Source organism: Pseudescherichia sp. AS216 (assembly GCF_037152055.1).
Taxonomy (GTDB): domain Bacteria; phylum Pseudomonadota; class Gammaproteobacteria; order Enterobacterales; family Enterobacteriaceae; genus Pseudescherichia.
In genome coordinates, this window is sequence record NZ_JBBCMV010000001.1 from 317,883 (window position 1) to 343,992 (window position 26,110).

Consider the following 26,110-nt stretch of genomic DNA (forward strand, 5'->3'; position numbering starts at 1 on the left):
AGCCCTCTCCTCACTGCCGTACGATATGTGCCGCGGTAACATCCGGGATGGTTTGTGGAATATCCCAGGCGGCAAATACCCCGGAAACAGTGACCTTATCTCCGACGACGGGCTTAAAGTTGATGATCATCGTCGACGCTTGCTGATTAATCGCTTTGCCATAGTCGCCGTACAGCACCTGATCGTTAAAGTCCTGGTAGCTCGCGCCTTTATACCCGTCCCGTAGGCTGGTGCCGCGAATAATAGGGCCCATCTGCACCACGATGTCGCCGCCTTGCTCATCGCGTACCGTCATCTTCCCGCTGCGGGATTTTGTATTCACCTTGATCACTTCCCCGCTGATACGCACGCTAAAGACGCAGGGGTTTTCGCTCTGGCTGCGGTAGCCGTCTTTGCTACAGGCCTCATCAAAGCTCTTTTCGCTCTGCAAGGTTTTCAGTAATTCCGCGACAGGTTTCGCCTCACGCACATACTGCGGCACAATCTTTTGCTGCCAGGTTTGCTGAATATTGGCCATTTGAGGATTGGGGGGATGTTTAAGATCGGCCAACTCTTTCTGCGATACGATGCGGCAGCCGCCAAGCGCTAAAACGATCGCTAACAGCGCAAGTTTTCTGTGCATTATGTCCTCCTTTGCACCCGCCGAAGCGGGCGCTGCAACGTGTCATCAGGATTTGAAATTGAAGTCTTGCACTCCGGAGGCGTTGTCGGGGGTAATCAGAATGCCGCGGAACATCACGCGCTGTTTCTCAGGCTTGGTGCCTTTTTGGATGAAATTATCCAGATCGGTAACGCCCTGGGCGGCAATGGCCTGGGCCTGCAGCATCACCGTGGCTTTCAGGGTGCCCGCTTTAACGGCTTCGCGCTCGTCGTTGCTGCCGTCGATGCCGACGACAATCACATCATCGCGGCCAGCGGATTTCAGCGCGGCAATTGCGCCCAGCGCGACAGGGCCGTTGCCGCAGATAACGCCTTTCACGTCCGGGTGCGCCTGCAGGATGCTGTCCATAATACGCTTACCGTCAATCAGCGTGCCTTTCGCATCCTGTCTCGCGACGCTCTGCATATCCGGATACTGATCCAGCACCTGATGGAAAGATTTCGAGCGCGTCACGCAGTTGTTGTCGGCCAGGTTACAGGTCAGCTCGGCGTATTTGCCTGCCTCTTCCATTTTTTCGACGAAGACGTTAGCCACGTCAGAGCCTGCCTGGAAGTTGTTATGGGTGATCTGTTCGAGGGCAATGTTATCGACCGGGATTTCACGGTTGATTAACACCACGGGAATACCGGCGTCTTTGGCTTTTTGAATGGCCGCCACGCTGGCGGTTGAGTCGGCGTTATCCAGAATAATGCCCTGAACTTTTTTACCGATCGCGGCGTCGATAAGCTCGCTCTGTTTTTTAACATCTTCGCCGTGCGACAGCACGCTGGTGGTGTAGCCGAGCTCTTTCGCTTTCTGATCGGCCCCTTTTGCCTCTGCGGCGTAGTAGGGGTTATCCAGCGAGTTGACCATAATCATGATGGTGCCTTTTTCAGCGGCAAACGCATTCACCGAAAATGCACAGGCTGCTGCCACACCTAAAAACAGTAATTTCGCTTTCATAAGATGTTCTCTCTAAATGTTATGTAGTGGTTCAACAGGTGTAGGGGTAACGCTATTTATTAACTATTTATTTATTAATCAGGGCCAGGGTCTGATTGACGATCCCGGCTACATCAAGGCCATGATATGCCCGCATATCTTTGCGATCGGCGGCGATGGCATAGTCACCGTCAGGAATGCCCAAACGTTTAAGCACCGCACCATGGCCGTTCTCTGCCAGAACCTCCGCGACAAGGCTACCCACGCCGCCATTCACGTTGTGCTCTTCAACGCTGATAATATGTTTGACGCTTTGTAACGCGGCGAACAGCGCGTCGCGATCTAAGGGGCGAATTGAAGGGACGTTGATGACCCTTGCAGAAATGCCCTGTTTCGCCAGCTGTTCGGCGGCATCAACGGCTTCGTGAACGGTCGAGCCCATGGCAACCAGCGCGATGTCATTGCCTTCGCGCAGCACATCTATCGCACCGGGTACGAAGGTGTAACTTTCATCGTGCAACTCGGGTAGCGCTTTACCGTCCATACGGATGTAGACCGGGCCGACATGCTCAAGCGCGTACTCAATGATCTGGCGGCACTCCAGCGGGGAGGAGGGGGCAAAGATCTGGATATTACCGAAGCCGCGCATCACGGAGATATCATCAATGGCGTGGTGGGTACTGGCCAGCGGCCCATAGCTGGCTCCGGCGTTGAGGCCAAACAGCTTCACGTTAGTGTTGTTGTAACAGATATCAACTTTAACCTGCTCGTTGGCACGCGAAACCAGAAACGGCGCGGCGTTACAGGTTACGGCGATTTTTCCGCCCAGCGCCAGCCCGGCGGCTGCGCCCACCAGGGTCTGCTCGGCGATCCCGACGTTGACGATCCGATCCGGGTACTGTTTTATGAAGGGGGAGATCTTGGCGGTCGAGGTCGAGTCGGCTACGACCGGAACCAGATCGACGCCTCTTTCAACCGCATCAATGAAAGCTTCAACCATCACGTTTGCAAGATGTTCTGAATTACTCACTTTTCATGCCCTCTTCGATCAGATCGTTCAGCTCGCTCATTGCCAGCCCGATTTCGTCACCCTTCGGAACGCGGTGGTGCCACTCTGGCTTGCCAGCGATAAAGGAGACGCCTGCACCCTTGGTGGTATGGGCGATAATGACGTTCGGTTTGCCAGTCTGGGGAAGGTTCTCCAGCGCATTGACCACGGAAGCCATATCGTTGCCCTCGCATTCGGTCACTTCCATACCAAAGGCGCGCCATTTTTCGTCCAGCGGATCGGTACACATAATGTCTTTGGTGGCCCCCGCCAGCTGCAGGCCATTTTTGTCATTGATAATGACCAGGTTATCCAACTTGTAATGGGCGGCTACCATGGCGGCTTCCCAGTTGCTGCCTTCTGCCAGTTCACCGTCGCCGGTGATCAGGAAAATACGGCGTTTGCTATTGCTGCGCTTGGCCGCGAGTGCCAGACCAACGGCCACCGGGAAACCATGCCCCAGCGCACCGGTATTAAGTTCAATCCCTGGGGTCTTCTGCTTAACCGGATGTCCTGGCAGATGAGAGTTGGCGTGCTGGTAGGTGGCAAGCCACTCCACCGGAAAATAGCCCGCCTCGGCGAGAACGCAGTAGTAGCAACCTACGGCGTGGCCTTTGGACTGGATGTAGATATCACGCTCCTCATCATCCTGGCGGTTAGCAGCGCAGTCCAGTACGCGAAAATAGAGCGCCGTTAACAGCTCTACCTGCGAGAGATCGGCCCCGGTATGGCCGCCAGCGGGGCTGTTGGCATTCAGGGAGATGATGTGACGGCGCACCGCACGGGCTTTGTTTTCAAGTTCGGGTACAGAAAGTAAGAACGGATTCATCGAGCTCCTCCGAATTAATATGCGACACTGAATATATATTCAGGTTGGTTCAAAAAAATGGAATCCTGGCTGTTGCTCCAGGTTTCCCTGACCGTGAGTGAATAGGCTCTCTGAGTGTTCAGAATATATATTCACGCATGACTTTATATTCACTAATACTAGCGCCTCTGTTGTTGAGTTGTCCAGAGTGAATGAGTGATTTGTGATGACCTACACATTTGCTGCGTTTGCCTGTAGATGCGGAAAGCAATCCTCGCTATCGTTTACAAAATAAATAATCAGTGTTGAATATATATTCATGGAAGGTCTCACTTCCGGAGAACCCTATGTCTTCGCACAAAAATATTATTATTGCTCTCGACGAGGGCACGACCAACGCCAAGGCCGTAGCCCTGGACGCAGCAGGCAAAGCGATCGTTAAATTCAACCAGCCGCTCTCTATCCAGACGCCTCGCGAGGGGTGGGTGGAACAGTCAGGCTCGGCGCTGGTGGAGGCCTCGGTGAAGGTGCTCGCGCAAGCGATTGAGGCGGTCGGCGCTGAAAACGTGGTGGCGCTGGCCATCAGCAACCAGCGTGAGACGACGATAGGCTGGTACCGCAGCAACGGCACGCCGCTGCATGCGGCCATCAGCTGGCAATGCTCGCGCACGGCGGATTTTTGCGAAGCGCTGCGGCGCGATAATAAAGAGCAGACGATTAAAGCCGTCACCGGTCTGCCGGTCGCGCCGCTTTTCTCCGCCTCCAAGATGCGCTGGCTCATTGAGTCGACGCCAAACGTCCAGGTGCTGGCGGCTAACGGTGACATTTGTCTGGGTACTATCGACAGCTGGCTGCTCTGGAATCTGACCGCGGGTGAAAGCTTCTATTGCGACTACTCAAACGCCGCCCGTACTCAGCTCCTTGATCTGCAAAGCGGACGCTGGAGTCCAGAGATGCTGGATATCTTCCAGATCCCGGCCGCCGCGCTGCCGACGATCAAACCCTCCAGCGGCCTTTTCGGCTACACCAAAAACGTGGTGGGTATTCCAGACGGCATTCCGATCATGTCGATGGTGGGAGACTCGCACGCCGCGCTATTCGGCCATGCGCTGGGGGAGGCGGGCTGCGTCAAGGCCACCTACGGTACGGGCTCATCGGTTATGGCGCCGGTGACCTCGGCCCAGTGCAACATCCACTCTCTGGCAACCACCCTTGCCTGGCACGATGGCGAACAGCTGATCTACGGCCTGGAGGGCAACATCCCCCATACCGGAGACGGCGTCGCGTGGATGGCTGACAGCACGGGCCTGAGCGAACTCCCCGAGGCCGAGCTGGCAGCAGAGCTGAATTCACTGCCGGCCTCGGTGGAGTCAACGCTGGGCGTCTATTTTGTTCCGGCGCTAACGGGATTAGGTGCGCCCTGGTGGGATGAAAATGCCCGCGGGGTGATCTGTGGCCTGAGCCGGGGCGTAAAACGCGCGCACCTGATCCGGGCTGCGCTGGAGGCCATTACCTACCAGATCGCCGACGTGGTCACGGCGATGCGGCAGCACAACGACTTTACGCTGACCGCGTTGATGGTCGATGGTGGGCCAACCAAAAATGACTGGCTGATGCAGTATCAGTCAGACCTGCTGGGTTGCCCGGTTATGCGCAGCGACGTGCCTGAACTCTCTGCAATCGGTGCGGCACTCTTAGCGCGCAAAGCCGTGGGGCAACTCTCACTCGATGAGCTCAAACAGTACCTTTACCCGCACAGTGAATTTCGCCCCAACATGGAGCGTCATGGCCGTTTACAAAAACGCTGGCGGGAGTGGCAACAGGCCGTCGAAAGAACCCTACACAAATTTTGAATAGCGGGTGAGGAGAGAAGTATGGGCTATGTATTCGAAAATAAAACGGTTGTCATTACCGGGGCTGCCAAAGGCATCGGCGAGGGCATTGCCAGAAAATTTGCCGATGCGGGCGCAAATCTGGTGCTGTCGGACTACTCGGCTGAGGTGACAGAGACCGCCGAGCGATTGAGAGAGGAGTACCATGAAAATATTATCTCCTTCGTCGCCGACGTCACCAATGAAGAGCAGGTCACCGAGCTCTACCGCCTCGCGCATCGTACCTTTGGCAGCATTGATGTCTCTATCCAAAACGCCGGCATTATCACCATTGACCGCTTCGATAAAATGACGCGTCAGGAGTTCGATAACGTACTCAGCGTGAACACCACAGGCGTATGGCTATGCTGCCGCGAGGCGGCAAAGTATATGGTCAAGCAGCAGAGTGGGCGTCTGATCAACACCTCTTCCGGCCAGGGCCGGGTTGGCTTTATCTACACCCCGCACTACGCGGCCAGCAAAATGGGCGTAATTGGCATTACCCAAAGCCTCGCGCTAGAGCTTGCCCAGCACAACATTACGGTGAACGCGTTCTGCCCTGGGATCATCGAGACCAACATGTGGGACTACAACGACCGCGTGTGGGGCGAGATCCTGAGCACGCCAGAGAAGCAGTATAAAAAAGGCGAGCTTATGGAGGAATGGGTGCAGGGGATCCCCCTCAAGCGGGCGGGCAAACCTGCCGACGTTGCCGGGCTGGTGGCATTTCTAGCGTCCGAGGATGCGGCCTACATTACGGGGCAAACCATCAACGTTGATGGCGGCTTGATCATGTCGTAACACATTTTGGAGTGAAACCATGGATAAACACTTTTCCCAAAGACTGTTTGATTTAAGCGATCGCGTCGCGTTTGTCACCGGGGCAGGCAGCGGTATTGGTCAAATGATTGCTTACGGCTTTGCCAGCGCGGGGGCGAAGGTGGCCTGCTTCGATCTGCGTGAGGATGGCGGCCTGCTGGAAACCGTAAACACGATTCAGGAGATGGGCGGCAGCGCCTTTGCCTATACCGGCGACGTACGCGACATTGCGCACCTGCGCGCTGCTATCGCGGAGGTGAAGACGCGGTTTGGTCGTCTTGATGTGGCGCTCAACGCCGCCGGGATTGCCAACGCTAATCCGGCGCTGGAGATGGAGCCAGACCAGTGGCAGCGGGTTATCGATATCAACCTGACCGGCGTCTGGAACAGCTGTAAAGCCGAGGCCGAGCTGATGCTGGAGAGCGGCGGCGGCTCGATCATCAATATCGCCTCTATGTCCGGGGTGATTGTTAACCGGGGGCTGGAGCAGGCCCATTATAACTGCTCGAAGGCAGGGGTGATCCACTTAAGCAAAAGCCTGGCGATGGAGTGGGCAGAGAAAAATATCCGCGTTAACACAATTAGCCCAGGCTACACCGCGACCCCGATGAACACCCGTCCAGAGATGGTGCACCAGACAAAATCGTTTGAGAGCCAGACGCCTATGCAGCGTATGGCAAAGGTTGAGGAGATGGCTGGCCCGGCGATTTTCCTTGCTGCGGATGCCTCGTCGTTCTGCACCGGTGTGGATCTGCTGGTCGATGGCGGGTTTGTTTGCTGGTAACAGGCAGGCCATAGATAAAAAAAGGGTCACCCTGAGGTGACCCTTTTTCGTTACCGTATCAATTACAGCTTACGCGGCGTGGTCTCATGCGCGTGTTCATTTTCACGGCAGTCGCCTTCGGCGCAGTGACCGTAAAGATAGAGGCTGTGGTTCGTCAGGCGGATGCCGTGCTTCGTAGCGATTTCACGCTGGCGAGCTTCGATAGAATCATCGCTAAACTCGATCACCTTGCCGCAGTCGAGGCAGATCAGATGATCGTGGTGATGCTGCTGGGTCAGTTCGAAAACGGACTTGCCGCCTTCAAAGTTATGACGGGTGACAATCCCGGCATCATCAAACTGGTTAAGCACACGATACACGGTAGCCAGACCAATTTCCTCGCCCATGTCGATCAGTCGCTTGTATAAGTCTTCCGCACTGACATGATGGTTATCCGGTCCCTGAAGCACTTCCAGAATTTTTAAACGAGGAAGCGTGACTTTCAAGCCGGCCTTCTTTAATGCGGTGTTATTGTCAGTCATGCGGAGTCTGTCCTGTTGCTAATCGATTCACTTCCGAGACGGAAGTTAATGAGAATGACCTTGAGTAAATGCGTCTCATTATAGAATTGCCACTTCTTAATGAAAACTACAAGTCCTCAAGTAAAGTATGCGTATAAAAACGTGGCCTCGCCAACAAACTATCGTTGTGCAACCCGTTTGACCAGGGGATATTGTACAGGTATGTACGCGAAAGTTAAAAATTTGTAGCAATTATTTCTATTGCTTTTATCTATTAATAGCAGCGCAGCACATAGGCTGCGCCGTCTATCATCAGGCGTTAACGATCTCGTCCAGGTGCAGCTCTTCAGAGATCTGCTTCACCCACTTCTCAACGCGCTCGGCGGTCAGTTCCGGCTGGCGGTCTTCATCAATGGCGAGACCCACGAAGTGATCGTCATCGGCCAGGCCTTTAGACGCTTCGAAGTGGTAACCGGCGGTTGGCCAGTGGCCGACGATAGTCGCCCCGTTGGGTTCAATGATATCACGAATGGTGCCGAGGGCATCACAGAAGTACTCTGCGTAATCTTCCTGGTCGCCACAGCCGAACAGCGCCACCAGCTTACCGTTGAAGTCTACCTCTTCCAGCGTTGGGAAGAAGTCATCCCAGTCGCACTGCGCTTCACCATAGTACCAGGTTGGGATGCCCAGCAGCAGGATATCATAGCCTTCCAGATCTTCTTTGCTGCTCTTGGCAATGTCATGCACGTCAGCAACGTCTGGACCAAGCTGCTTTTGGATCATCTTTGCGATATTTTCGGTGTTACCGGTGTCGCTACCGAAAAAAATACCTGTAATTGCCATGAGTAAAATAACCTCTTGAAACTTAATGATATGGTGGTGGAGCACGGCCCACGGATAAGGGCAATAATAGCAGAACAGCGGCGTACGCGAAATTCGTAATCGCCCAGACTGCACTCTGTGCTACATGAAAGTGTGATTTGATGTGTTTTTCAGACGTCGCCCTGGCAGTGCAGGGCCTTGAGCTGGGTAAGCAGCAGCTCTTCGATCAGTTCGCTACGGCTCATCTGCCGGGCATCGGCCAGCGCGTTGAGCGCCTCAACGGCGTCGGCGTTCATCTTCAGCTCGACGCGCTTAAGCCCACGAACTTTATCGCGTTTAAGCTGGTTGCGCTTATTGATGCGTAGCTGTTCGTCACGCGAAAGCGGATTCGTTTTCGGTCGTCCCGGGCGACGCTCGTTCGCGAACAGATCTAGTGTCGTACGGTCCGTTTGTTCTTTTGCCATGATTTAGGGTGACGTCGAGGGAAAACAGGCTGCCAGGGTATCCCTGCGCGATTAGCGCGCCATCATACATCAGCAGAGCAGGGACGCCAACGACCGTAAGCCTTGCTGCGTCCGGTCGCCGGGTTTTTAATCAGCCTGCATCGTGCGCCAGATAGCGGCGGATCGCCCGCAGCACTGCCTCGGGCTTTTCAGCGTGTACCCAGTGGCCAGCGCCGGCAATCACGTGCGCCCGTGCCTGCGGGAACTGAGCAAGCAGCGCATCGCGATGGGCCTCGGTGACGTAGGGCGACTGGCCGCCGCGCACAAACAGCGCCGGGCGATCCCAGGCGGGCACGGTCTGCCAGCCAATAATCTCTTCGTAGCGATCCCACAGCGCCGGCACGTTGAAGCGCCATTCGCCGTCGATAAACGATTTCAGAAGAAACTGAATAACGCCCTCTTCGTGCAGCGTCTGGCGCATCAGGGCGGCGGCCTGCTGGCGGCTAGTGGCCCCGGCAGCCGTCACCGCGTTGATAGCGGCAAAAATGTCGTCGTGGCGGCGTACCTGATAGGCAACGGGAGCAATATCAATGGCGACCAGCTGGTCAATGCGTTCAGGGGCGAGCGCGGTAAGCGCCATGACCGCCTTGCCGCCCATGGAGTGGCCGATAAACGTCGCCTTCTCCAGGCCCTGTGCGTCGAGCGTATCCAGCAGATCCTGCGCCATGGCCGGGTAGTTCATCTCCGGCGAGCGGGGAGAGAGACCATGGTTGCGCATATCAACCTGAATGATATCGTGATCGTTTACCAGATCGCGCGCCAGCACGCCGAGGTTGTCCAGGCTGCCAAACAGACCGTGGACCAGGACAATGGGAGAATTGTTGTGCGGATGTTGTGCAGATTGCGCTCGGGTATTCAATTTCATGGCAAAGTTCTTTTTTTCGCTCTGTCGGGTTAGGGTATTATGTTGACCATTCTACCGCCTGGCTGCAAGGGGTCGACGCGAACCGACTTTTGCCTGACGTTAACCGTTGTTGAGATTTCGCCTATAATCCCAACAGCTTGTATTCAGATAAGATACTCCACTGGATTAAAATGAAAACGATCGAAGTTGATGATGAGCTTTACAGCTATATTGCTAGCCACACCAAACACATCGGCGAGAGCGCATCCGAGATTTTACGCCGGATGCTGAAGTTTACCGCCAACGGCAGCAGGCCAGCGGCCACCGCCCCGAAAGAGGCCGTCATTGTCAACGCCCCAGCCGAGGTGAAGCCGGCTAATCCTGTGAAAGACAAAGTCCGTGCCATGCGCGAGCTGCTGCTGTCTGATGAATATGCAGAACAGAGAAAAGCGGTTAACCGCTTCATGCTGGTGCTGTCTACACTCTATTCATTGGATGAGAAAGCGTTTGCCGAGGCGACGGAGTCCCTGCATGGCCGTACCCGTGTTTACTTTGCCGGCGATCAGCAGACGCTGCTGCAAAACGGGGCGCAGACCAAACCTAAGCACCTGGCAAATACGCCATACTGGGTGATCACGAATACGAATACGGACCGCAAACGCAGCATGGTGGAGCATATCATGCAGTCGATGCAGTTCCCGGTGGAGCTGATTGATAAGGTTTGCGGCACAATCTAACCCTTGCATAAGAAGGATCAGGCAATGGCAAATCATGAACGCGCAGGACAGCCTGCACAACAGGGCGATCTGATTAACGTCGCTCAGCTTACCGCGCAGTACTACGTGCTGAAGCCGGAAGTGGGCAATAGCGAACATGCGGTAAAATTTGGCACCTCCGGCCACCGCGGCAGTTCGGTACGCCATAGCTTCAACGAACCGCACATTTTGGCTATTGCGCAGGCGATTGCTGAAGAGCGCGCTAAAAACGGCATCACCGGGCCGTGCTATGTCGGTAAGGATACTCACGCGCTCTCCGAGCCGGCGTTTATCTCCGTGCTGGAAGTGCTGGCTGCCAACGGCGTCGATATCATCGTGCAGGAGAACAACGGCTATACGCCAACGCCTGCGGTATCGAATGCTATCCTCGAGCACAACAAGCAGGGTGGCGCGCAGGCTGACGGCATCGTCATTACCCCTTCGCACAACCCGCCGGAAGATGGCGGCATCAAATATAACCCGCCTAACGGGGGGCCAGCCGACACCAATGTGACCAGGGTCGTCGAAGATCGTGCCAACGCTCTGCTGGCAGCGGGCCTGGAAGGGGTTAAGCGCATGACGCTTGACGAAGCCATGGCCTCTGGCCGCGTGACCGAGAAAGATCTGGTTCAGCCGTTTATCGAAGGGTTGGCCGAGATCGTCGACATGGCCGCGATCCAGAAAGCCGGGCTGAAGCTGGGCGTCGATCCGCTGGGCGGCTCCGGTATCGAGTACTGGAAACGCATTGCCGAATTCTACAAGCTGGATCTGACCATCGTTAACGATCAGGTCGATCAGACCTTCCGCTTTATGCACCTCGACAAAGATGGCGCGATCCGTATGGACTGCTCCTCCGAGTGTGCGATGGCTGGCCTGCTGGCGCTGCGCGACAAGTTCGATCTGGCCTTTGCTAACGATCCAGACTATGACCGTCACGGCATCGTTACCCCGGCAGGGCTGATGAACCCGAACCACTACCTGGCAGTGGCGATCAACTACCTGTTCCAGCATCGTCCGCAGTGGGGCAAAGAGGTAGCGGTAGGTAAAACGCTGGTCTCCTCCGCGATGATTGACCGCGTGGTGAACGATTTGGGCCGCAAGCTGGTAGAAGTGCCGGTTGGCTTCAAGTGGTTTGTTGACGGGCTGCACGACGGCAGCTTTGGTTTCGGCGGCGAAGAGAGCGCCGGGGCCTCCTTCCTGCGCTTTGACGGCACGCCGTGGTCCACCGATAAAGACGGTATCATCATGTGCCTGCTGGCTGCGGAAATCACCGCCGTCACCGGTAAAAATCCGCAGCAGCACTACGATGAGCTGGCCGAGCGCTTTGGCGCGCCAAGCTATAATCGTCTGCAGGCTGGGGCGACCTCTGCCCAGAAAGCGGCGCTGTCGAAGCTGTCGCCAGAGATGGTCAGCGCCAGCCAGCTGGCAGGGGATCCGATTACGGCACGTCTGACGGCGGCACCGGGTAACGGCGCCTCTATCGGCGGGCTGAAGGTGATGACCGACAACGGCTGGTTTGCCGCACGTCCGTCCGGTACGGAAGATGCCTACAAGATTTACTGCGAAAGCTTCCTCGGTGAAGAGCACCGGAAGCTGATCGAGAAAGAAGCGGTAGAGATTGTTAGCGAAGTGCTGAAAAACGCCTGATGCTGTTAAGCGCCCGGCGGCATCGCGCTGCCGGGCGTTACTCTTTGCGGATAATGTTTACTGCTTGATCACGTTACACCACACCGCCTTACGCCCCTCATGCTCCTGAATGTAGACCCCCTGTAGCTCCGGCGCGAAGCCTGGCAGCAGATTGATCCCCTCCTCAAGCGCGGTAAAGTAGCGCAAGACGGAACCTCCCCACACCTCACCCGGCACGACGCACAGTACGCCCGGCGGGTAGGGAAGCGCACCCTCGGCGGCAATCCGTCCTTCGGCCTCGCTCAGCAGCACCAGCTCGCTCTCGCCGCGAATAAAGGCGTAGTTGGCCTCCTGAGGCGACATGCGCACCGACGGTAAGCAGGCTTTACGGAACATCTCTTTCTGCAGCTGCTTAACGTTGTTGCGCGCATAGAGGTCGTGCATCTCCTGACAGAGCTGACGCAGGGTATAACCGGCGTAGCGCTCCGGGTGCTGATGATAGATCGACGGCAGCACCTCTTGCAGCGGCGCATCGCTGGCCAGCAGCGTCTCAAACTGTGCCAGCCGGGCCACCAGCTGCTGCAGCTTGCCCATATCTTCCGCAGGCGTAAGCAGGAAGAGGATGGAGTTAAGATCGCACTTCTCCGGCACCACGCCATTTTCACGCAGATAGTTGGCGAGAATGGTCGCCGGAACGCCAAACTCCTCATATTCGCCGGTCGCCGCATCGATTCCCGGCGTGGTCAGCAGCAGCTTGCAGGGATCGATAAAGTACTGGTGCGGGGCATAACCCTCAAAGGCGTGCCAGTTCTCGCCGGGTACGAAGTGGAAGAAGCGCAGATCGCGAGCGATCTCGGCGGTTTTGTAAGAGTCCCACGGACGATTGTCTACGGTCGTTGGCACGAAAGGACGGATAAATCGGCACTGATCGAGGATCATCTTACGGGCCTCGATGCCTTGCTCAACGCAGCGCATCCACATCCTTTTCCCGCTCTCACCCTCGTGCATGCGGGCGTTAACATCCAGCGCGGCAAAGAGTGGATAGAAGGGGCTGGTGGAGGCGTGCATCATAAAAGCGTTGTTCAAACGCTTGTGCGGAACGTAGCGCGGCTGCCCCTTGATGTGGCTATCTTTTTTGTGGATCTGTGAAGTCTGGGAGAAACCCGCCTGCTGCTTGTGCACCGACTGGGTAACCAGAATGCCGGGATCGTTCTCATTGAGATCCAGCAGCAGCGGTGAGCAGTCGGCCATCATCGGGATAAACTGCTCATAGCCCACCCATGCCGAGTCAAACAGGATGTAGTCGCAGAGGTGGCCAATGGTGTCCACAACCTGACGGGCGTTGTAAATGGTGCCGTCGTAGGTGCCAAGCTGGATCACCGCCAGACGGAACGGGCGCTGGCGCTGGTTATGTTCAGGGGAGACCTCTGCCACCAGTTCGCGCAGATAGGGCTCTTCAAAGCAGTGAGCGTCGATGCCGCCGATAAAGCCGTAGGGATTACGCGCCGTCTCCAGATAAACCGGCGTGGCTCCCGCCTGCAGCAGCGCACCGTGGTGGTTAGACTTGTGGTTGTTGCGATCGAACAGCACCAGATCGCCCGGTGCCAGCAGGGCATTAAGCACCACCTTGTTAGCTGACGAGGTGCCGTTGAGAACGAAGTAGGTCTTATCGGCGTTGAACACTTTGGCCGCATGCTGCTGGGCCAGGCAGGGGGCTCCCTCGTGGATCAGCAGATCGCCCATCGCCACGTCGGCATTGCAGAGATCGGCCCGGAACAGCGCTTCGCCAAAGAAATCCACAAACTGGCTGCCGGTAGGATGGCGGCGGAAAAATTGTCCGCCCTGGTGGCCCGGACAGTCAAAGGCGCTGTTGCCCTGCTTGACGTAGTCAATGAGGGCGCTGAAAAAGGGCGGACGCAGCCCACGCTCATATTTCAGCGCGGCGGTTTCAAGCTGACGGCTATAATATTCACGGTTGGCGTTACCGTATTGAAAGACACCGTAGATGTCGGGCAGGTAGGTTGCGGGAACACATTCTGCCTCGTGGGTCATCACGAAAATGGGAATGTTAAACCCGGTCTCTTCGATTTTCTCCACCATCCCTTTATGGATATCATTAATAGAGAGCACGGCGGCGGCAACATCAATAAAGTTACTGTCGTGCAGATCGATAATATCACGGCGGGTAGAAATAAAGTCGTGGCAGGCCCGGCTGGCCGCTATTTTCAAGCGTTGCATAGTACGTCCTTATTTTAGGTAAAAGCCATCCCTCAACTCTTATAAGGAGTTGATTTTACAGGGTGGGATATAGCGTGAAGCTAACTGATGTCGGGGGCCATTCTATCGGCGGAATTAATTTTCACCGTGAGATTGATCAATAAAAATAGCGCTGACAGGGAATGTTTTAATTTAATTTGGCGTTATTATGCCGTTATTTAAAAGGCTGGAATTAACCTGTGGAATTAAATATAAGCGTAAAAAGAAAATAACTATTTACAGCATAAAGCGGTAACCAATTCCGGTTTCGGTAATAAAGTGACGCGGGCGGGCCGGATCGTTTTCCAGCTTTTGCCGCAGGTGGCCCATATAGATACGTAAATAGTGGCTGTGTTCGACCGCATTTGGGCCCCACACCTCGCGCAGCAGCTGTCGCTGGGTGAGCACCTTACCGTGGTGGCCTATCAGCACCGCCAGCAGACGGAACTCGATTGGCGTCAGGTGGATCTCCTCCTCGCCGCGCTGAATGCGCCTGGCGGCCAGGTCAACGCGCACATCAGAGAAGGTTATCAACGGATCGCTCTGGCTGGCGCTGCCGTGGCGGCGAAGCGCGACCCGCAGGCGCGCCTGTAGCTCTCCAATGCCAAACGGCTTGCTGAGATAGTCATCCGCGCCCGCATCGAGGGCGGCGATTTTATCCTGCTCCTCGGTGCGGGCCGAGAGCACGATGATCGGCGTCTGGCTCCACTGGCGCAGATCGCGAATAAAATCGAGGCCGTCGCCGTCGGGCAGGCCAAGATCGAGGATAATCGCATCGGGTTTACGCGTTGCCGCTTCCAGCAGGCCGCGCTGTAGGGTCTGCGCCTCGTGTACCCGCAGGCCATCGGCCTCCAGCGCGGCGCGCACAAAGCGAACGATAGCCTGCTCATCCTCTACGATTAAAATGTTGATCACGCTTCTCCGGTTAACTCGTCAAGCCCTGGCGGCGCTGATTGCGGGAGTGTAACACGAAAGCACGCTCCCCCCTCGGGTCGGTTGACGACGGCGATCGTGCCGCCGTGAACCTCTACAATCGCTTCGCAGATAGCCAGCCCCAGCCCCACGCCTGGAATAGCCGACTCTTTGTTACCCCGGGCAAATTTAGCAAAAATGGCCTGCTCTTGCCCCGCCGGGATCCCCGGCCCGCTGTCCCACACCTCCAGCCGAAGCTGGGTCTCCTCTCGCCAGGCGTTAATGCCGATGGTCGCCGCAGGCCCGGCGTACTTCATGGCATTCTCCAGCAGGTTGACCAGCACGCGCTCAAACAGCGGGCCGTCGACCCGCACCAGCATCAGCGGGTCGGGCAGGGCCAGCTGGACCGGCCGCCCGCCGCTGATCGTATCCAACGCCTGCAGGGCGCTACCGACGATCTCCTCCAGCGTTAGCCACTCCAGCTTCAGGCTGAAACCGCCGGACTGGATGCGCGCCATATCAAGCAGGTTATTCACCAGCCGGGTCATGCTCAGCACCTGCTGACGGATCTCGCTGGCCTGCGGAGCATGTTTTGAGCCATCGCTGGCCAGATCGAGGGTCAAAATCTCCGCCTGACCAAACAGCACGGTGAGCGGAGTACGCAGATCGTGAGAGAGCGCCGCCAGCAGCGAGTGGCGAATGCTCTCCCGCTCGCTGGTGAGCCTGGCGTGCTGTTCGCTGGTGGTTAATGCCAGCCGCTCCAGCGCGCTGGTCACCAGCAGGGCGAAGGTCTCCAGCAGCCGCTGCTGCTCGGGGATCATCAGCTGACGCAGGCTGGCTGGCTCGACGATGGCCACTCCCCGGGTTTTATCCCCATTTTTCAGGGGCAGTATAAGATAGGGCACGCCGGGCAGGGTATCGGTGCCGGCTCCGGCGGGCAGGCCTTTGCTCAGGCTCCACTGGGCGATGGCCTCATCCCACGGGGTTAGGCTTTGCACAGGCGTTACCGCCCGCAGCTTACCGCTCTCGTCCGGGAGCAGGATCTGACTGCGGGCATGAAAGGTCGACTGGATAAATCTCTCGCCGGTGAGGGCGATATCCTGCTCGCTACGGCCCACCGCCAGCGCTTTCGACATCTCATACAGGTGACGGGTCCGCTGCTCGCGGTAGCGGGCGATGCGGGCCTGATAGCGGACCCCGGCGGTCAGGTTGCCGATCACCAGCCCCACCGTCAGCATCACGCCAAAGGTCAGCAGATACTGGACGTCGGAGACCGCCAGCGTGCCGCGCGGAGCGATAAAAAAGAGATCGAAGCTGATGACATTAATGACGGTCGCCAGCACCGACGGCCAGCGACCGTAGAGCAGAGCCACGATCACGACCCCGAGCAGGTAGAGCATCACCAGGTTGGCGGCGTCGAAAGCGATCAGCCACTGACTGGCAATGAAGGTGATCAGGGCGCAGAGCGCAATCGCCACCAGACCACCAGTGATCTGTACCCGCCACTTCTCCATCAGCGGACGGGCATCGACGGCGCGCGCAGAGTAAGAAGAGGCGCTCTCTTCAACGGCAACGACGAGCAGATCGAGGTCGGGCGCGTGGCGAGCAAGGCGCTCGGCGAAAGAGGGGGGGTGCCACCAGCGGCGCTGGCCCTGGCGGCCAATAACGATTTTGCCCAGGTTATGCTCCCGAGCGTAGCGCAGCACGGCCCGCTCCTCCGCCGGATCGGCAAGGGTGGCAGTCTCGGCCCCCAGCGACTGCGCCAGCCGCAGGGCGCTTAAAATGGCTCGCCGCTGCTGGGCGGGCAGCTTGTGCAGGGTAGGCGTCTCGACGTAGACCGCATGCCAGACGCTGCCCAGCTTCGCCGCCAGCCGCGCGGCGGTACGCACCAGCTTCTCATTACCCCGGCCGTGACCGATACAGAGCAGAATGGCGTCGCGGGTATGCCAGACCTTCTCCAGGCCCTCGTTGTCGCGCCAGGCGCGCATCTGGGAGTCAACGCGGTCGGCGGTGCGCCGGAGGGCCAGCTCGCGCAGGGCGATCAGGTTGCCCTTGCGGAAAAAGTGCTCGATAGCGCGCTCGGCCTGGCCGCCCATATAGACCTTGCCCTCGTGCAGGCGCTGACGAAGATCGTCCGGGGGCAGGTCCACCAGCACCACGTCGTCGGCGGCGTCAAAAAAGGGATCCGGCACGGTCTCCCGCACCTGGATCCCGGTCACGCCGCTCACCACATCGTTCAGGCTCTCCAGATGCTGCACGTTGAGGGTGGTAAAGACGTCGATGCCCGCCTCAAGCAGCTCATCGACATCCTGCCAGCGCTTCGGGTGGCGGGAGCCGGGGGCGTTGGTGTGGGCCAGCTCGTCCATCAGGATCAGCGCCGGACGCCGGGCCAGCGCCCCGTCGAGGTCGAACTCTGCCAGACGCCGCCCCCGATGGTTAGTGACGTTGAGCGGCAGGATCGCCAGGTTTTCCAGCATCGCCGCTGTCTCCTGACGGCCGTGGGTCTCAACCACGCCCGCCACGATATCCAGCCCCTGGGCCCGCAGCCGTTGCGCTTCGGCGAGCATAGCGAAGGTTTTGCCCACCCCCGCGCAGGCCCCGAAAAAGATCTTCAGCCTGCCGCGATGCGTGCTGCTGGCCTGCTCGAGCAGGCGATCGGGATCGGGACGCAACGGCTCGTCTGTCATTTAGGTGTGTCCTTATACGCATCAAGGGCGAGGTTTAGCTCCACAATATTCACTCCCGGCTCGCCGGTAAAGCTCAGCAGCGGTTTGTGGGTGTGTTTGGCGACCAACTCAGCAACCTGCGCAGCGGACAGGTTACGCGCCGCCGCCACACGCGGGATCTGCCAGGCCACCGCCGCTGGCGACAGACTGTAATCCAGCCCGCTGGCAGAGGCGGTGACCAGTTCCACAGGCACGCGCGGGTTAGCCTGCGGGTTGGCGGCGCGTAACGCCGCGATGCGGGCAGCGATCGCCTCATCAAGCGCCGGATTACTGCCGGCCAGGTTGCTGCCCCCCGACGCCTGCGGATTGTAGGGGGCGTCGGCGGTAGCGGAAGGGCGGCTGTAGAAGTAGCCCGGCGCGCTAAACGCCTGGCCGATCAGGCGCGACCCACGGATCTGGTTATCTTCCAGGATCAGCGAGCCGTTGGCCTGCGCCGGAAACAGACCCTGGCCGAGCAGGGTAGTTACCAGCGGATAGAGCCCGCCGGTGATCAGCGTTAACAGCAAAAACAGAAAAAGAGCTGGACGAAATATAGTCATGTTACGATCCTCTTACACCAGGCCGAAAAGCGTTAACAGCAGATCGATCGCTTTGATACCGATAAAGGGCACGATCAGCCCGCCCAGGCCGTAGATCCACAGATTACGGCGCAGCATCGCCTGAGCCGAGAGCGGCGTATAGCTCACCCCTTTCAAGGCCAGCGGGATCAGGACGATAATGATCAGCGCATTAAAAATCACCGCGCTGAGGATCGCCGAGCTGGGAGAGTGGAGATGCATAATATTCAGGGCGTTAAGCGGCGGGTAGGTCACCGCAAACGCAGCAGGAATAATGGCAAAGTACTTCGCCACGTCGTTGGCGATGCTAAAGGTGGTCAGCGAGCCACGGGTCATTAACATCTGTTTGCCAATATGGACCACCTCGATCAGCTTGGTGGGGTTGGAGTCGAGATCCACCATGTTGCCCGCCTCCTTGGCTGCCTGGGTACCGGAGTTCATCGCCACCGCCACGTCGGCCTGGGCCAGCGCCGGAGCATCGTTGGTGCCGTCCCCGGTCATCGCCACCAGCCGACCCTCGGCCTGGTACTGGCGAATCAGTGCCAGCTTGGCTTCTGGCGTCGCCTCGGCCAGAAAGTCATCTACTCCCGCCTCGGCGGCAATGGCGGCGGCGGTCAGGCGGTTATCGCCGGTGATCATCACCGTTTTGATGCCCATCTTGCGCAGCTGGGCAAAGCGCGCCTTGATCCCGCCTTTGACCACGTCCTTCAGGGGGATCACCCCCAGCACCCGGTTGCCCTCGGCGACCACCAGCGGCGTCGCCCCCCGGCTCGCCACCTGTTCCACCAGGGCGTCAACCTCGGCAGGAAACTCGCCGCCGTTGGCAGCAATGTGACGGCGCAGAGCATCGACCGAGCCCTTGCGGATCTGCCGATCCTGAATGTTGATGCCGCTCATCCGCGTCTGGGCGGTGAAGGGGACAAAGGTGGCGTTCAGGCTCTGGACGTCGCGCTCGCGCAGATTAAACCGCTGCTTCGCCAGCACTACGATGCTGCGCCCCTCTGGGGTCTCATCCGCCAGTGACGCCAGCTGTGCCGCATCGGCCAGGGTTTGCTCGTCCACGCCCTTAGCCGGTAAAAATTCAGCGGCCTGGCGGTTGCCAAGAGTGATGGTGCCGGTTTTATCCAGCAGCAGTACGTCGATATCCCCCGCTGCCTCTACCGCCCGGCCGCTGGTGGCGATGACGTTCGCCCCGAGCATCCGGCTCATCCCGGCGACGCCGATGGCAGAGAGCAGACCCCCGATCGTCGTCGGGATCAGACACACCAGCAGGGCTACCAGCACGGTGACGCTCACCGCTGTTCCACCCCAGGCAGAGAAGGGCCAGAGGGTCGCGGTGGCCAGCAGGAAGACAATCGTCAGAGCCACCAGCAGAATGGTCAGCGCGATCTCGTTCGGCGTTTTCCGTCGCTGCGCGCCTTCCACCATGGCAATCATCCTGTCGAGGAAAGTCTCGCCGGGGTTGACGCTGCAGCGGATCACCAGCCAGTCAGAAAGGATGCGCGTGCCGCCGGTGACCGAGGCAAAATCACCCCCGGATTCACGGATAACCGGGGCGGATTCGCCGGTAATGGCGCTCTCATCTACCGACGCGCCTCCCTCAATGGCCTCGCCGTCGCAGGGGATGATATCGCCTGCTTCGACCAGCACCACGTCGCCCCGGCGCAGGTCGGCGGCGGGGATACGATCGGTTGGTGCACCATACTGCGGTGCGCGCAGTTTGCGGGCGAAAGCAGTTTTGTTGACGCCTTTCAGGCTGCTGGCCTGGGCTTTGCTGCGCCCCTCGGCCAGCGCTTCGGCGACGTTGGCAAACAGCACGGTAAACCACAGCCAGAGGCTAATCGCGCCGGTAAAGGCCGCGCTACCGCTGAGATAGCCTGCGGCCATGGCAATCGCCAGCAGGGTAGTGAGCAGGCTGCCGATCCAGACGATAAACATCACCGGGTTACGCCACTGCACCCGTGGGCTGAGTTTTACAAAAGAGGCTAATAGTGCCTCGCGAACCAGCGCGGGTTCGAACAGGGCAAGTTGCTTACGACTCATAAAGGCTCCCGCCAGGCTTAGCGTAAGGAAAGGTGTTCCGCGATTGGACCTAAGGCCAGCGCGGGGATAAAGGTCAGCGCGCCAACGAGCAGCACGGTGCCGATCAGCAGACCAACAAACAGCGCGCCGTGGGTGGGCAGCGTACCGGGGCTGACGGGCTGGCTCTTTTTCATCACCAGCGATCCGGCGATGGCCATGACCGGGACAATCACGCCGAAGCGACCGACAAACATGCAGAACGCCAGCAGACAGTTCCAGAACGGGGTGTTGGCGCTGAGGCCGGCAAAGGCGCTGCCGTTGTTGTTGGCTGCGGACGAAACGGCGTACAGCACCTCACTAAAGCCATGGGCTCCAGGGTTAAGCATGCCCGCGCGTCCGGCGTCGGTCATCATTGCCAGCGCCGTGCCGAGCAGCACCAGCGCAGGGGTAACGAGGATCGCCAGCGCGGTCATCTTCATCTCCCGTACGTCGATCTTTTTCCCGAGATACTCTGGCGTGCGGCCGATCATCAGCCCGGCGATAAACACCGCCAGCAGCACAAAGAGCAGCATGCCGTAGAGGCCCGATCCGACCCCGCCGAAGACCACTTCGCCAATCTGCATCAGCCACAGCGGCACCATACCGCCCAGCGCGGTAAAGGAGTCATGCATCGCATTGACCGCCCCACAGGAGGCTGCGGTGGTCACTACCGCAAAGAGGCTGCTGGCGAGGATGCCAAAGCGGCTCTCTTTCCCCTCCATATTGGCGGTGCCGTCCGCCCCCAGCGTCAGCAGATGCGGGTTGCCGTTTAGCTCGGCCCACATCACCAGCCCGGCACAGATGACAAAAATAATCGACATCGCCCAGAGAATAGCGTGGCCCTGGCGACGATCGCCTACCGCATCGCCGAAGGCGAAGCAGAGCGCCGTAGGAATAAGGAATATGGCCAGCATCTGCAGGAAGTTGGTTAGCGCCGTCGGGTTCTCAAACGGATGCGCGGAGTTGGCGTTAAAGAAGCCTCCGCCGTTGGTCCCCAGCATCTTGATCGCCTCCTGAGAGGCGACCGGCCCCATCGGCAGCAGACCCTTGATGCCCTCCAACGAGGTGTAAGGCTGATACGCGTTGAGGTTTTGCAGCGCCCCCTGTTGAATAAAAATCAGCGCCAGCAGCAGGGCGAGGGGCAGCAGTACCCACAGGGTGATACGGGTGATATCTACCCAGGCGTTACCCAATGTATTAACGCTTTTGCGGGAAAAGGCGCGGATCAGGGCGAAGATCACCGCCATTCCGCTGGCAGCAGAGAGAAAGTTCTGCACCGTCAGGCCGGCCATCTGGCTAAAGTAGCTCAGGGTGCTCTCGCCGCTGTAGGATTGCCAGTTAGTGTTCGCCACAAAGCTCACGGCGGTATTCAGTGCCAGGTGCCACGACAGTCCAGGCAACTGCTGCGGGTTAAACGGCAGCTGTGCCTGAAAGGTCAGGATCAAAAACAGAACCAGCACGCCGAGCAGGTTGATGGCGAGGATCGCCAGTAAATAGTGACGCCACGTCATCTCCTTCGGCTGGATGCCGGTGATGCGCCAGATGCCACGCTCAATCGCTGCGGTGCCTGGCAGAGATCTGTCAGCAATCAGCCTCGCCAGCAGCGTCCCCAGCGGACGCGCCAGCAGAAACAGCACCAGTAAAAAGCTGGCTATCAGTAAAAACGCCTGTGCCGCCATCAGAAGGCCTCCGCGTTAATCAGGGCATAAACCAGATAGCCCAATAACAGGAAAACCAGTACCACACCGGTTATCACGCCTGCACTCACACTCCACCTCCGTGGTGTTCTTAGGATGTGCAGTGAAGGTAGGATTTTCGGCGCAAAGATTTTGCAAAAATTGGCGAGGCGGGTGTAAAAAAAGTATAAAAATCACAAAGGCACAATTTAACTAATGTTTAGTATTAATTTAACTATTTTGTAACTTTACTACGCGACAAAGGTAAATATTTCGGCAACGGTGAAAAAATAGTGGTCGGATGAGTAGTAAAATTACAGACAAAGCGGTACTATTTTAACCAGTGAAGTAAATTGATTATTTCGGTAAACATTACCGACACGCCAGCCTCGTGAAGGACGACGGGGTAAAAAGGGGGAAAAACGTATGTCTCTATATCAAGATTATCCAGTGCATGTGATCCTTGCCCGTCGCGTTTTTGCCGTGGTGGTAGGTGTAGCGGCGCTGCCGTTTATGCTGTTCTGGAAAGATCGCGCCCGTTTCTACAGCTATCTGCACCGCGTCTGGGCGAAAACCAGCGATAAGCCGGTATGGATGGATCAGGCCGAAAAAGTGGCCTGCGATTTCTACTAAAAGGGCGAAGCCCACACAGCAGCTAAGCCAACCGCCTCTCGGGGCGGTTTTTTTATGCGTGGAATGTGAAAAACCTTAGACGCTGTAGGCCTGATAAGCGTAGCGCTATCAGGCGTTTCGCGCGTTTCCAGAAACGACAACGATGCTACACTTACGGAGAGTCTATAAGGAGCCGCTATGAGTGAAAAAATCCCTGTTGGCATCAGTGCCTGTCTGTTAGGGGAAACCGTGCGTTTTGACGGCGGGCACAAGCGACTGGCCTTTGCCGTTGAAGAGCTGTCGCCGTTGGTCTGTTTTGAACCGGTCTGCCCGGAAATGGCCATTGGCCTGCCGGTTCCCCGTCCGGCGCTGCGGCTGGTTAAAACGCCTGAAGGCGATTCCGCGCTGCGCTTTAGCGATGGGCGCGAGGGCGATCTGACGGAGCCAATGCAGAGCTATGCGCAGAAGCGCATCAGCCAGTTCGATAATCTCTGCGGCTATATCGTCTGCGCTAAATCACCCAGCTGCGGCATGGAGCGGGTGCGCGTCTACGATGCCGACGGCAAAAACAACCGCAAGGCCGGGCGCGGGATCTATACCGAAATATTAATGCAAACTTATCCCTGGCTGCCCGTGGAAGAGGATGGTCGCCTGCACGATCCGCTGATCCGCGAAAACTTTGTCGAGCGTATCTACGCCCTGCACGAACTTAACGGCGTACGCGAGCGTGGGCTGACGCGCGGGGAGCTGATCGCCTACCACAGCCGCTACAAGCTACTGCTGCTGGCTCACTCCCAGCCAAAGTATCGCGAACTGGGGCGTTTTGTAGCAGCGATTCACGAGTGGGAATCGCTCGACGAATGGTTTGTTGAGTACCGCCAGCGGCTGATGGATCTGCTCTCTCACCAGGCCACCCGACGCAACCACACCAACGTGCTGATGCATGTTCAGGGCTACTTCCGCAAGCAGCTTAACGCTCGCCAGCGCGAGGAGCTGTCGTCGCTTATTGAGCGTTATCGGCAGGGTACGCAGCCGCTGCTTGCCCCGGTGACGTTGCTCAAGCACTACATGGCCGAATTCCCCGATGCATATCTTGCCGGGCAGCGCTACTTTGACCCGTGGCCAGAGACCCTGCGCCTTCGTTACGGACACTAATTCAGGAGCTGTATGACCACCCATCTGGTCTGGTTTCGCGCGGATCTTCGCGTGAAGGATAACCTTGCCCTCGCCGCCGCCTGCCGGGATCGCCACGCCAGGGTGCTGGCACTCTTTATTTCGACCCCCAGGCAGTGGGAAAAGCATGACATGGCGGCGCGGCAGGCGGCGTTTATGCAGGCCCATCTTCACAGCCTCCAGCATGGGCTGGCGGAAAAAGGGATCCCGCTGCTGTTCGTTGAGGTGGATGATTTTCACGCCAGCGTGGCGGCGGTAAAAAAGGTCTGTGAAGAGCACGGCGTTTCCCACCTTTTCTACAACTATCAGTATGAGATTAACGAACGTCAGCGCGATGCCGCCGTTGAGCGGGCGCTCCCGGAGGTCACCTGCCAGGGGCTGGATGATAGCGTCATGCTTGCTCCCGGCAGCGTGATGACCGGCGACCGGCAGATGTATAAAGTATTCACCCCCTATAAAAACGCCTTTCTGCGCCGACTCAGGGAGGATCTGCCCGAGTGCGTGCCTGCGCCCGCCGTGCGCGAGGGTGGGGCGCTAAGCGAGCCCCTGAAGCCGCTGACTATCAACTACCCACAGCAGGACTTTGATCCCAGCCTCTTTCCAGCAACCGAACAGGCGGCCGTTGAGCGACTGCGCGAGTTTTGCCGCAATGAGGTAGGAGCGTATGAGGCCCGGCGTGATTTCCCCGCGCTTGATGCCACCAGCCGGCTCTCAGCCTGTCTGGCGCTGGGCGTCATCTCTCCGCGCCAGTGCCTGCACCGGCTGCTGGCGGAGCAGCCCGATGCCCTGAACGGCGGTGCGGGCGCTGTCTGGCTGAATGAGCTTATCTGGCGCGATTTCTATCGCCATCTGATGACCTGGTATCCCGATCTCTGCAAACACCGGCCCTTTATTCCCTGGACCGAACGCGTGCAGTGGCAACGTGACCAGGCGCATCTTCAGGCCTGGCAGACGGGGCGCACCGGCTATCCCATTGTCGATGCGGCGATGCGACAGATGAATAACACCGGCTGGATGCATAACCGTCTGCGAATGATTACCGCCAGCTTCCTGGTAAAAGACTTACTGATCGACTGGCGCATCGGAGAGCGCTATTTTATCTCTCAGCTTATCGATGGCGATCTGGCTGCCAACAACGGCGGCTGGCAATGGGCGGCGTCAACGGGTACCGATGCCGCACCCTATTTTCGCATCTTTAACCCCACCACCCAGGGCGAAAAATTTGATAAGCACGGCGAGTTTATCCGCCAGTGGCTGCCTGAGTTGGCAGAGGTGCCTGCGGCATCGCTGCATGAACCCTGGGGATGGGCGGATAAGCAGGGCGTGACGCTGGACTATCCCCGCCCGGTGGTCGATCATAAACAGGCTCGCACGGCCACCCTGGCCGCGTATGAAGCCGCAAGAAAATCGTAGAGAGAGATGATGAATAACAGCGAACTGGAACGCCTGATTAACGACAAGCTTAACAGCGCGACCTTCAGTGACTATGCGCCCAACGGCCTGCAGGTCGAGGGCCGTGATGAAGTACAAAAAATTATTACCGGCGTGACCGCCAGCCAGGCGCTGATCGATGAGGCCGTGCGCCAGCAGGCCGATGCCATCATCGTCCACCATGGCTACTTCTGGAAAGGCGAATCCCCGGTAATCCGCGGCATGAAGCGCAATCGCCTCAAGACCCTGCTCGCCAACGATATCAACCTCTATGGCTGGCACCTGCCGCTGGATGCTCACCCGGAGCTGGGGAATAACGTTCAGCTGGCGGCGCTGCTGGGCATTACCGTGAAGGGCGAAATTGAGCCGCTGGTTCCCTGGGGCGAGCTGGCGATGCCGGTTCCAGGCCTGGAGCTGGCGTCGTGGATTGAAGCCCGGCTTGGCCGTCGACCGCTGTGGAGCGGGGATACCGGCCCGGCGGAAGTTCGGCGCGTGGCATGGTGTACCGGCGGCGGGCAGGGCTTTATCGACAGCGCCGCGCGTTTCGGCGTCGATGCCTTTATCACCGGTGAGGTCTCCGAACAGACCATTCATAGCGCCCGGGAGCAGGGGCTGCACTTCTACGCGGCGGGGCATCACGCGACCGAGCGCGGAGGCATCCGCGCCCTCAGCGAGTGGCTGACCGAAAATACAGATTTAGACGTCACATTTATCGATATTCCCAATCCAGCATGATGCAAGGGG

General features: G+C 58.1%; 24 protein-coding genes. 9 read left to right on the forward strand and 15 right to left on the reverse strand.

The features are described from left to right. Window positions 1–10: 10 nt before the first annotated feature. From WFN61_RS01560 to WFN61_RS01575, 4 genes are all read right to left on the reverse strand, one after another. Window positions 11–622 carry a DUF2291 family protein gene (locus WFN61_RS01560; protein WP_337037344.1) on the reverse strand — a complete coding sequence of 204 codons (612 nt, stop codon included), beginning with the start codon at window positions 620–622 and terminating at the stop codon, window positions 11–13. Between the two features lie 45 nt (window positions 623–667). Further along, window positions 668–1,603, reverse strand: a complete 936-nt coding sequence (locus WFN61_RS01565) for a D-ribose ABC transporter substrate-binding protein (protein ID WP_144813598.1) — start codon at window positions 1,601–1,603, stop codon at window positions 668–670. A gap of 67 nt (window positions 1,604–1,670) precedes the next feature. Beyond that, on the reverse strand, window positions 1,671–2,612 hold the full coding sequence (locus WFN61_RS01570; protein ID WP_312282826.1) for a transketolase family protein: 942 nt from the start codon (window positions 2,610–2,612) through the stop codon (window positions 1,671–1,673). Beyond that, entirely contained in the window at window positions 2,605–3,459 is an 855-nt protein-coding gene (locus WFN61_RS01575) for a transketolase (RefSeq protein ID WP_042392086.1), read from the reverse strand. Before WFN61_RS01575 ends, WFN61_RS01570 begins: the two co-directional genes overlap by 8 nt. Window positions 3,460–3,785: 326 nt before the next feature. On the opposite strand from WFN61_RS01575, the gene WFN61_RS01580 reads away from it, so the two are divergent. From WFN61_RS01580 to WFN61_RS01590, 3 genes are read left to right on the forward strand one after another with little or no spacing between them, the layout of a single operon-like run. Further along, a complete protein-coding gene (locus WFN61_RS01580) occupies window positions 3,786–5,291 on the forward strand; it encodes an FGGY family carbohydrate kinase (RefSeq protein WP_337037347.1) in 1,506 nt (501 codons plus the stop codon). Window positions 5,292–5,312: 21 nt separating this feature from the next. After that, a complete protein-coding gene (locus tag WFN61_RS01585; protein WP_257756901.1) occupies window positions 5,313–6,110 on the forward strand; it encodes an SDR family oxidoreductase in 798 nt (265 codons plus the stop codon). Window positions 6,111–6,129: 19 nt separating this feature from the next. Next, a complete protein-coding gene (locus tag WFN61_RS01590; RefSeq protein ID WP_257756902.1) occupies window positions 6,130–6,912 on the forward strand; it encodes an SDR family oxidoreductase in 783 nt (260 codons plus the stop codon). Between the two features lie 62 nt (window positions 6,913–6,974). Here the strand turns inward: WFN61_RS01590 and fur are convergent, their stop codons facing one another. The 4 genes from fur to ybfF all read right to left on the reverse strand — a co-directional run bounded on the left by fur (window position 6,975) and on the right by ybfF (window position 9,602). Next, window positions 6,975–7,433 (reverse strand): ferric iron uptake transcriptional regulator, encoded by a 459-nt coding sequence (gene fur / locus WFN61_RS01595; RefSeq protein WP_042392094.1) that lies wholly within the window; start codon window positions 7,431–7,433, stop codon window positions 6,975–6,977. Between the two features lie 291 nt (window positions 7,434–7,724). Continuing rightward, window positions 7,725–8,255, reverse strand: coding sequence for a flavodoxin FldA (fldA, locus tag WFN61_RS01600; RefSeq protein ID WP_042392096.1), 531 nt, complete (start codon window positions 8,253–8,255; stop codon window positions 7,725–7,727). 149 nt (window positions 8,256–8,404) lie between these two features. Beyond that, window positions 8,405–8,698 carry a LexA regulated protein gene (gene ybfE / locus WFN61_RS01605; protein WP_257756903.1) on the reverse strand — a complete coding sequence of 98 codons (294 nt, stop codon included), beginning with the start codon at window positions 8,696–8,698 and terminating at the stop codon, window positions 8,405–8,407. Window positions 8,699–8,828: 130 nt separating this feature from the next. Continuing rightward, entirely contained in the window at window positions 8,829–9,602 is a 774-nt protein-coding gene (ybfF, locus tag WFN61_RS01610; protein ID WP_312273650.1) for an esterase, read from the reverse strand. Window positions 9,603–9,772: 170 nt separating this feature from the next. Here ybfF and seqA point away from each other — a divergent pair, with 170 nt between their 5' ends. After that, window positions 9,773–10,318: a replication initiation negative regulator SeqA gene (gene seqA / locus WFN61_RS01615; RefSeq protein WP_144813575.1), complete on the forward strand. Its 546-nt coding sequence runs from the start codon at window positions 9,773–9,775 to the stop codon at window positions 10,316–10,318. A gap of 24 nt (window positions 10,319–10,342) precedes the next feature. Continuing rightward, window positions 10,343–11,983, forward strand: a complete 1,641-nt coding sequence (pgm, locus tag WFN61_RS01620; protein ID WP_312235349.1) for a phosphoglucomutase (alpha-D-glucose-1,6-bisphosphate-dependent) — start codon at window positions 10,343–10,345, stop codon at window positions 11,981–11,983. A 57-nt stretch (window positions 11,984–12,040) separates the two neighbouring features. Here the strand turns inward: pgm and speF are convergent, their stop codons facing one another. The 7 genes from speF to kdpF form a co-directional block, all read right to left on the reverse strand. Beyond that, complete coding sequence (speF, locus tag WFN61_RS01625) at window positions 12,041–14,200, reverse strand: ornithine decarboxylase SpeF (protein ID WP_144813568.1); 2,160 nt, start codon at window positions 14,198–14,200, stop codon at window positions 12,041–12,043. A gap of 255 nt (window positions 14,201–14,455) precedes the next feature. After that, complete coding sequence (gene kdpE / locus WFN61_RS01630; RefSeq protein WP_144813565.1) at window positions 14,456–15,133, reverse strand: two-component system response regulator KdpE; 678 nt, start codon at window positions 15,131–15,133, stop codon at window positions 14,456–14,458. Next, a complete protein-coding gene (kdpD, locus tag WFN61_RS01635) occupies window positions 15,130–17,817 on the reverse strand; it encodes a two-component system sensor histidine kinase KdpD (protein WP_257756914.1) in 2,688 nt (895 codons plus the stop codon). The genes kdpE and kdpD overlap by 4 nt, the downstream gene beginning before the upstream one ends. Further along, on the reverse strand, window positions 17,814–18,395 hold the full coding sequence (gene kdpC / locus WFN61_RS01640; RefSeq protein ID WP_144813560.1) for a potassium-transporting ATPase subunit KdpC: 582 nt from the start codon (window positions 18,393–18,395) through the stop codon (window positions 17,814–17,816). Before kdpC ends, kdpD begins: the two co-directional genes overlap by 4 nt. A gap of 12 nt (window positions 18,396–18,407) precedes the next feature. Continuing rightward, on the reverse strand, window positions 18,408–20,456 hold the full coding sequence (gene kdpB / locus WFN61_RS01645) for a potassium-transporting ATPase subunit KdpB (protein WP_144813557.1): 2,049 nt from the start codon (window positions 20,454–20,456) through the stop codon (window positions 18,408–18,410). A gap of 17 nt (window positions 20,457–20,473) precedes the next feature. Then, complete coding sequence (gene kdpA, locus WFN61_RS01650; protein WP_337037358.1) at window positions 20,474–22,153, reverse strand: potassium-transporting ATPase subunit KdpA; 1,680 nt, start codon at window positions 22,151–22,153, stop codon at window positions 20,474–20,476. Then, window positions 22,153–22,242, reverse strand: a complete 90-nt coding sequence (gene kdpF / locus WFN61_RS01655) for a K(+)-transporting ATPase subunit F (RefSeq protein WP_042392117.1) — start codon at window positions 22,240–22,242, stop codon at window positions 22,153–22,155. Before kdpF ends, kdpA begins: the two co-directional genes overlap by 1 nt. A gap of 334 nt (window positions 22,243–22,576) precedes the next feature. On the opposite strand from kdpF, the gene WFN61_RS01660 reads away from it, so the two are divergent. The 4 genes from WFN61_RS01660 to WFN61_RS01675 all read left to right on the forward strand — a co-directional run bounded on the left by WFN61_RS01660 (window position 22,577) and on the right by WFN61_RS01675 (window position 26,101). Then, window positions 22,577–22,783: a YbfA family protein gene (locus tag WFN61_RS01660; RefSeq protein WP_257756921.1), complete on the forward strand. Its 207-nt coding sequence runs from the start codon at window positions 22,577–22,579 to the stop codon at window positions 22,781–22,783. A 177-nt stretch (window positions 22,784–22,960) separates the two neighbouring features. Next, a complete protein-coding gene (locus WFN61_RS01665) occupies window positions 22,961–23,917 on the forward strand; it encodes a YbgA family protein (RefSeq protein ID WP_337037359.1) in 957 nt (318 codons plus the stop codon). 12 nt (window positions 23,918–23,929) lie between these two features. Then, window positions 23,930–25,348, forward strand: coding sequence for a deoxyribodipyrimidine photo-lyase (gene phrB, locus WFN61_RS01670; RefSeq protein WP_257756924.1), 1,419 nt, complete (start codon window positions 23,930–23,932; stop codon window positions 25,346–25,348). Between the two features lie 9 nt (window positions 25,349–25,357). Further along, window positions 25,358–26,101 (forward strand): type 2 GTP cyclohydrolase I, encoded by a 744-nt coding sequence (locus WFN61_RS01675; protein WP_144813538.1) that lies wholly within the window; start codon window positions 25,358–25,360, stop codon window positions 26,099–26,101. Window positions 26,102–26,110 lie beyond the last annotated feature (9 nt).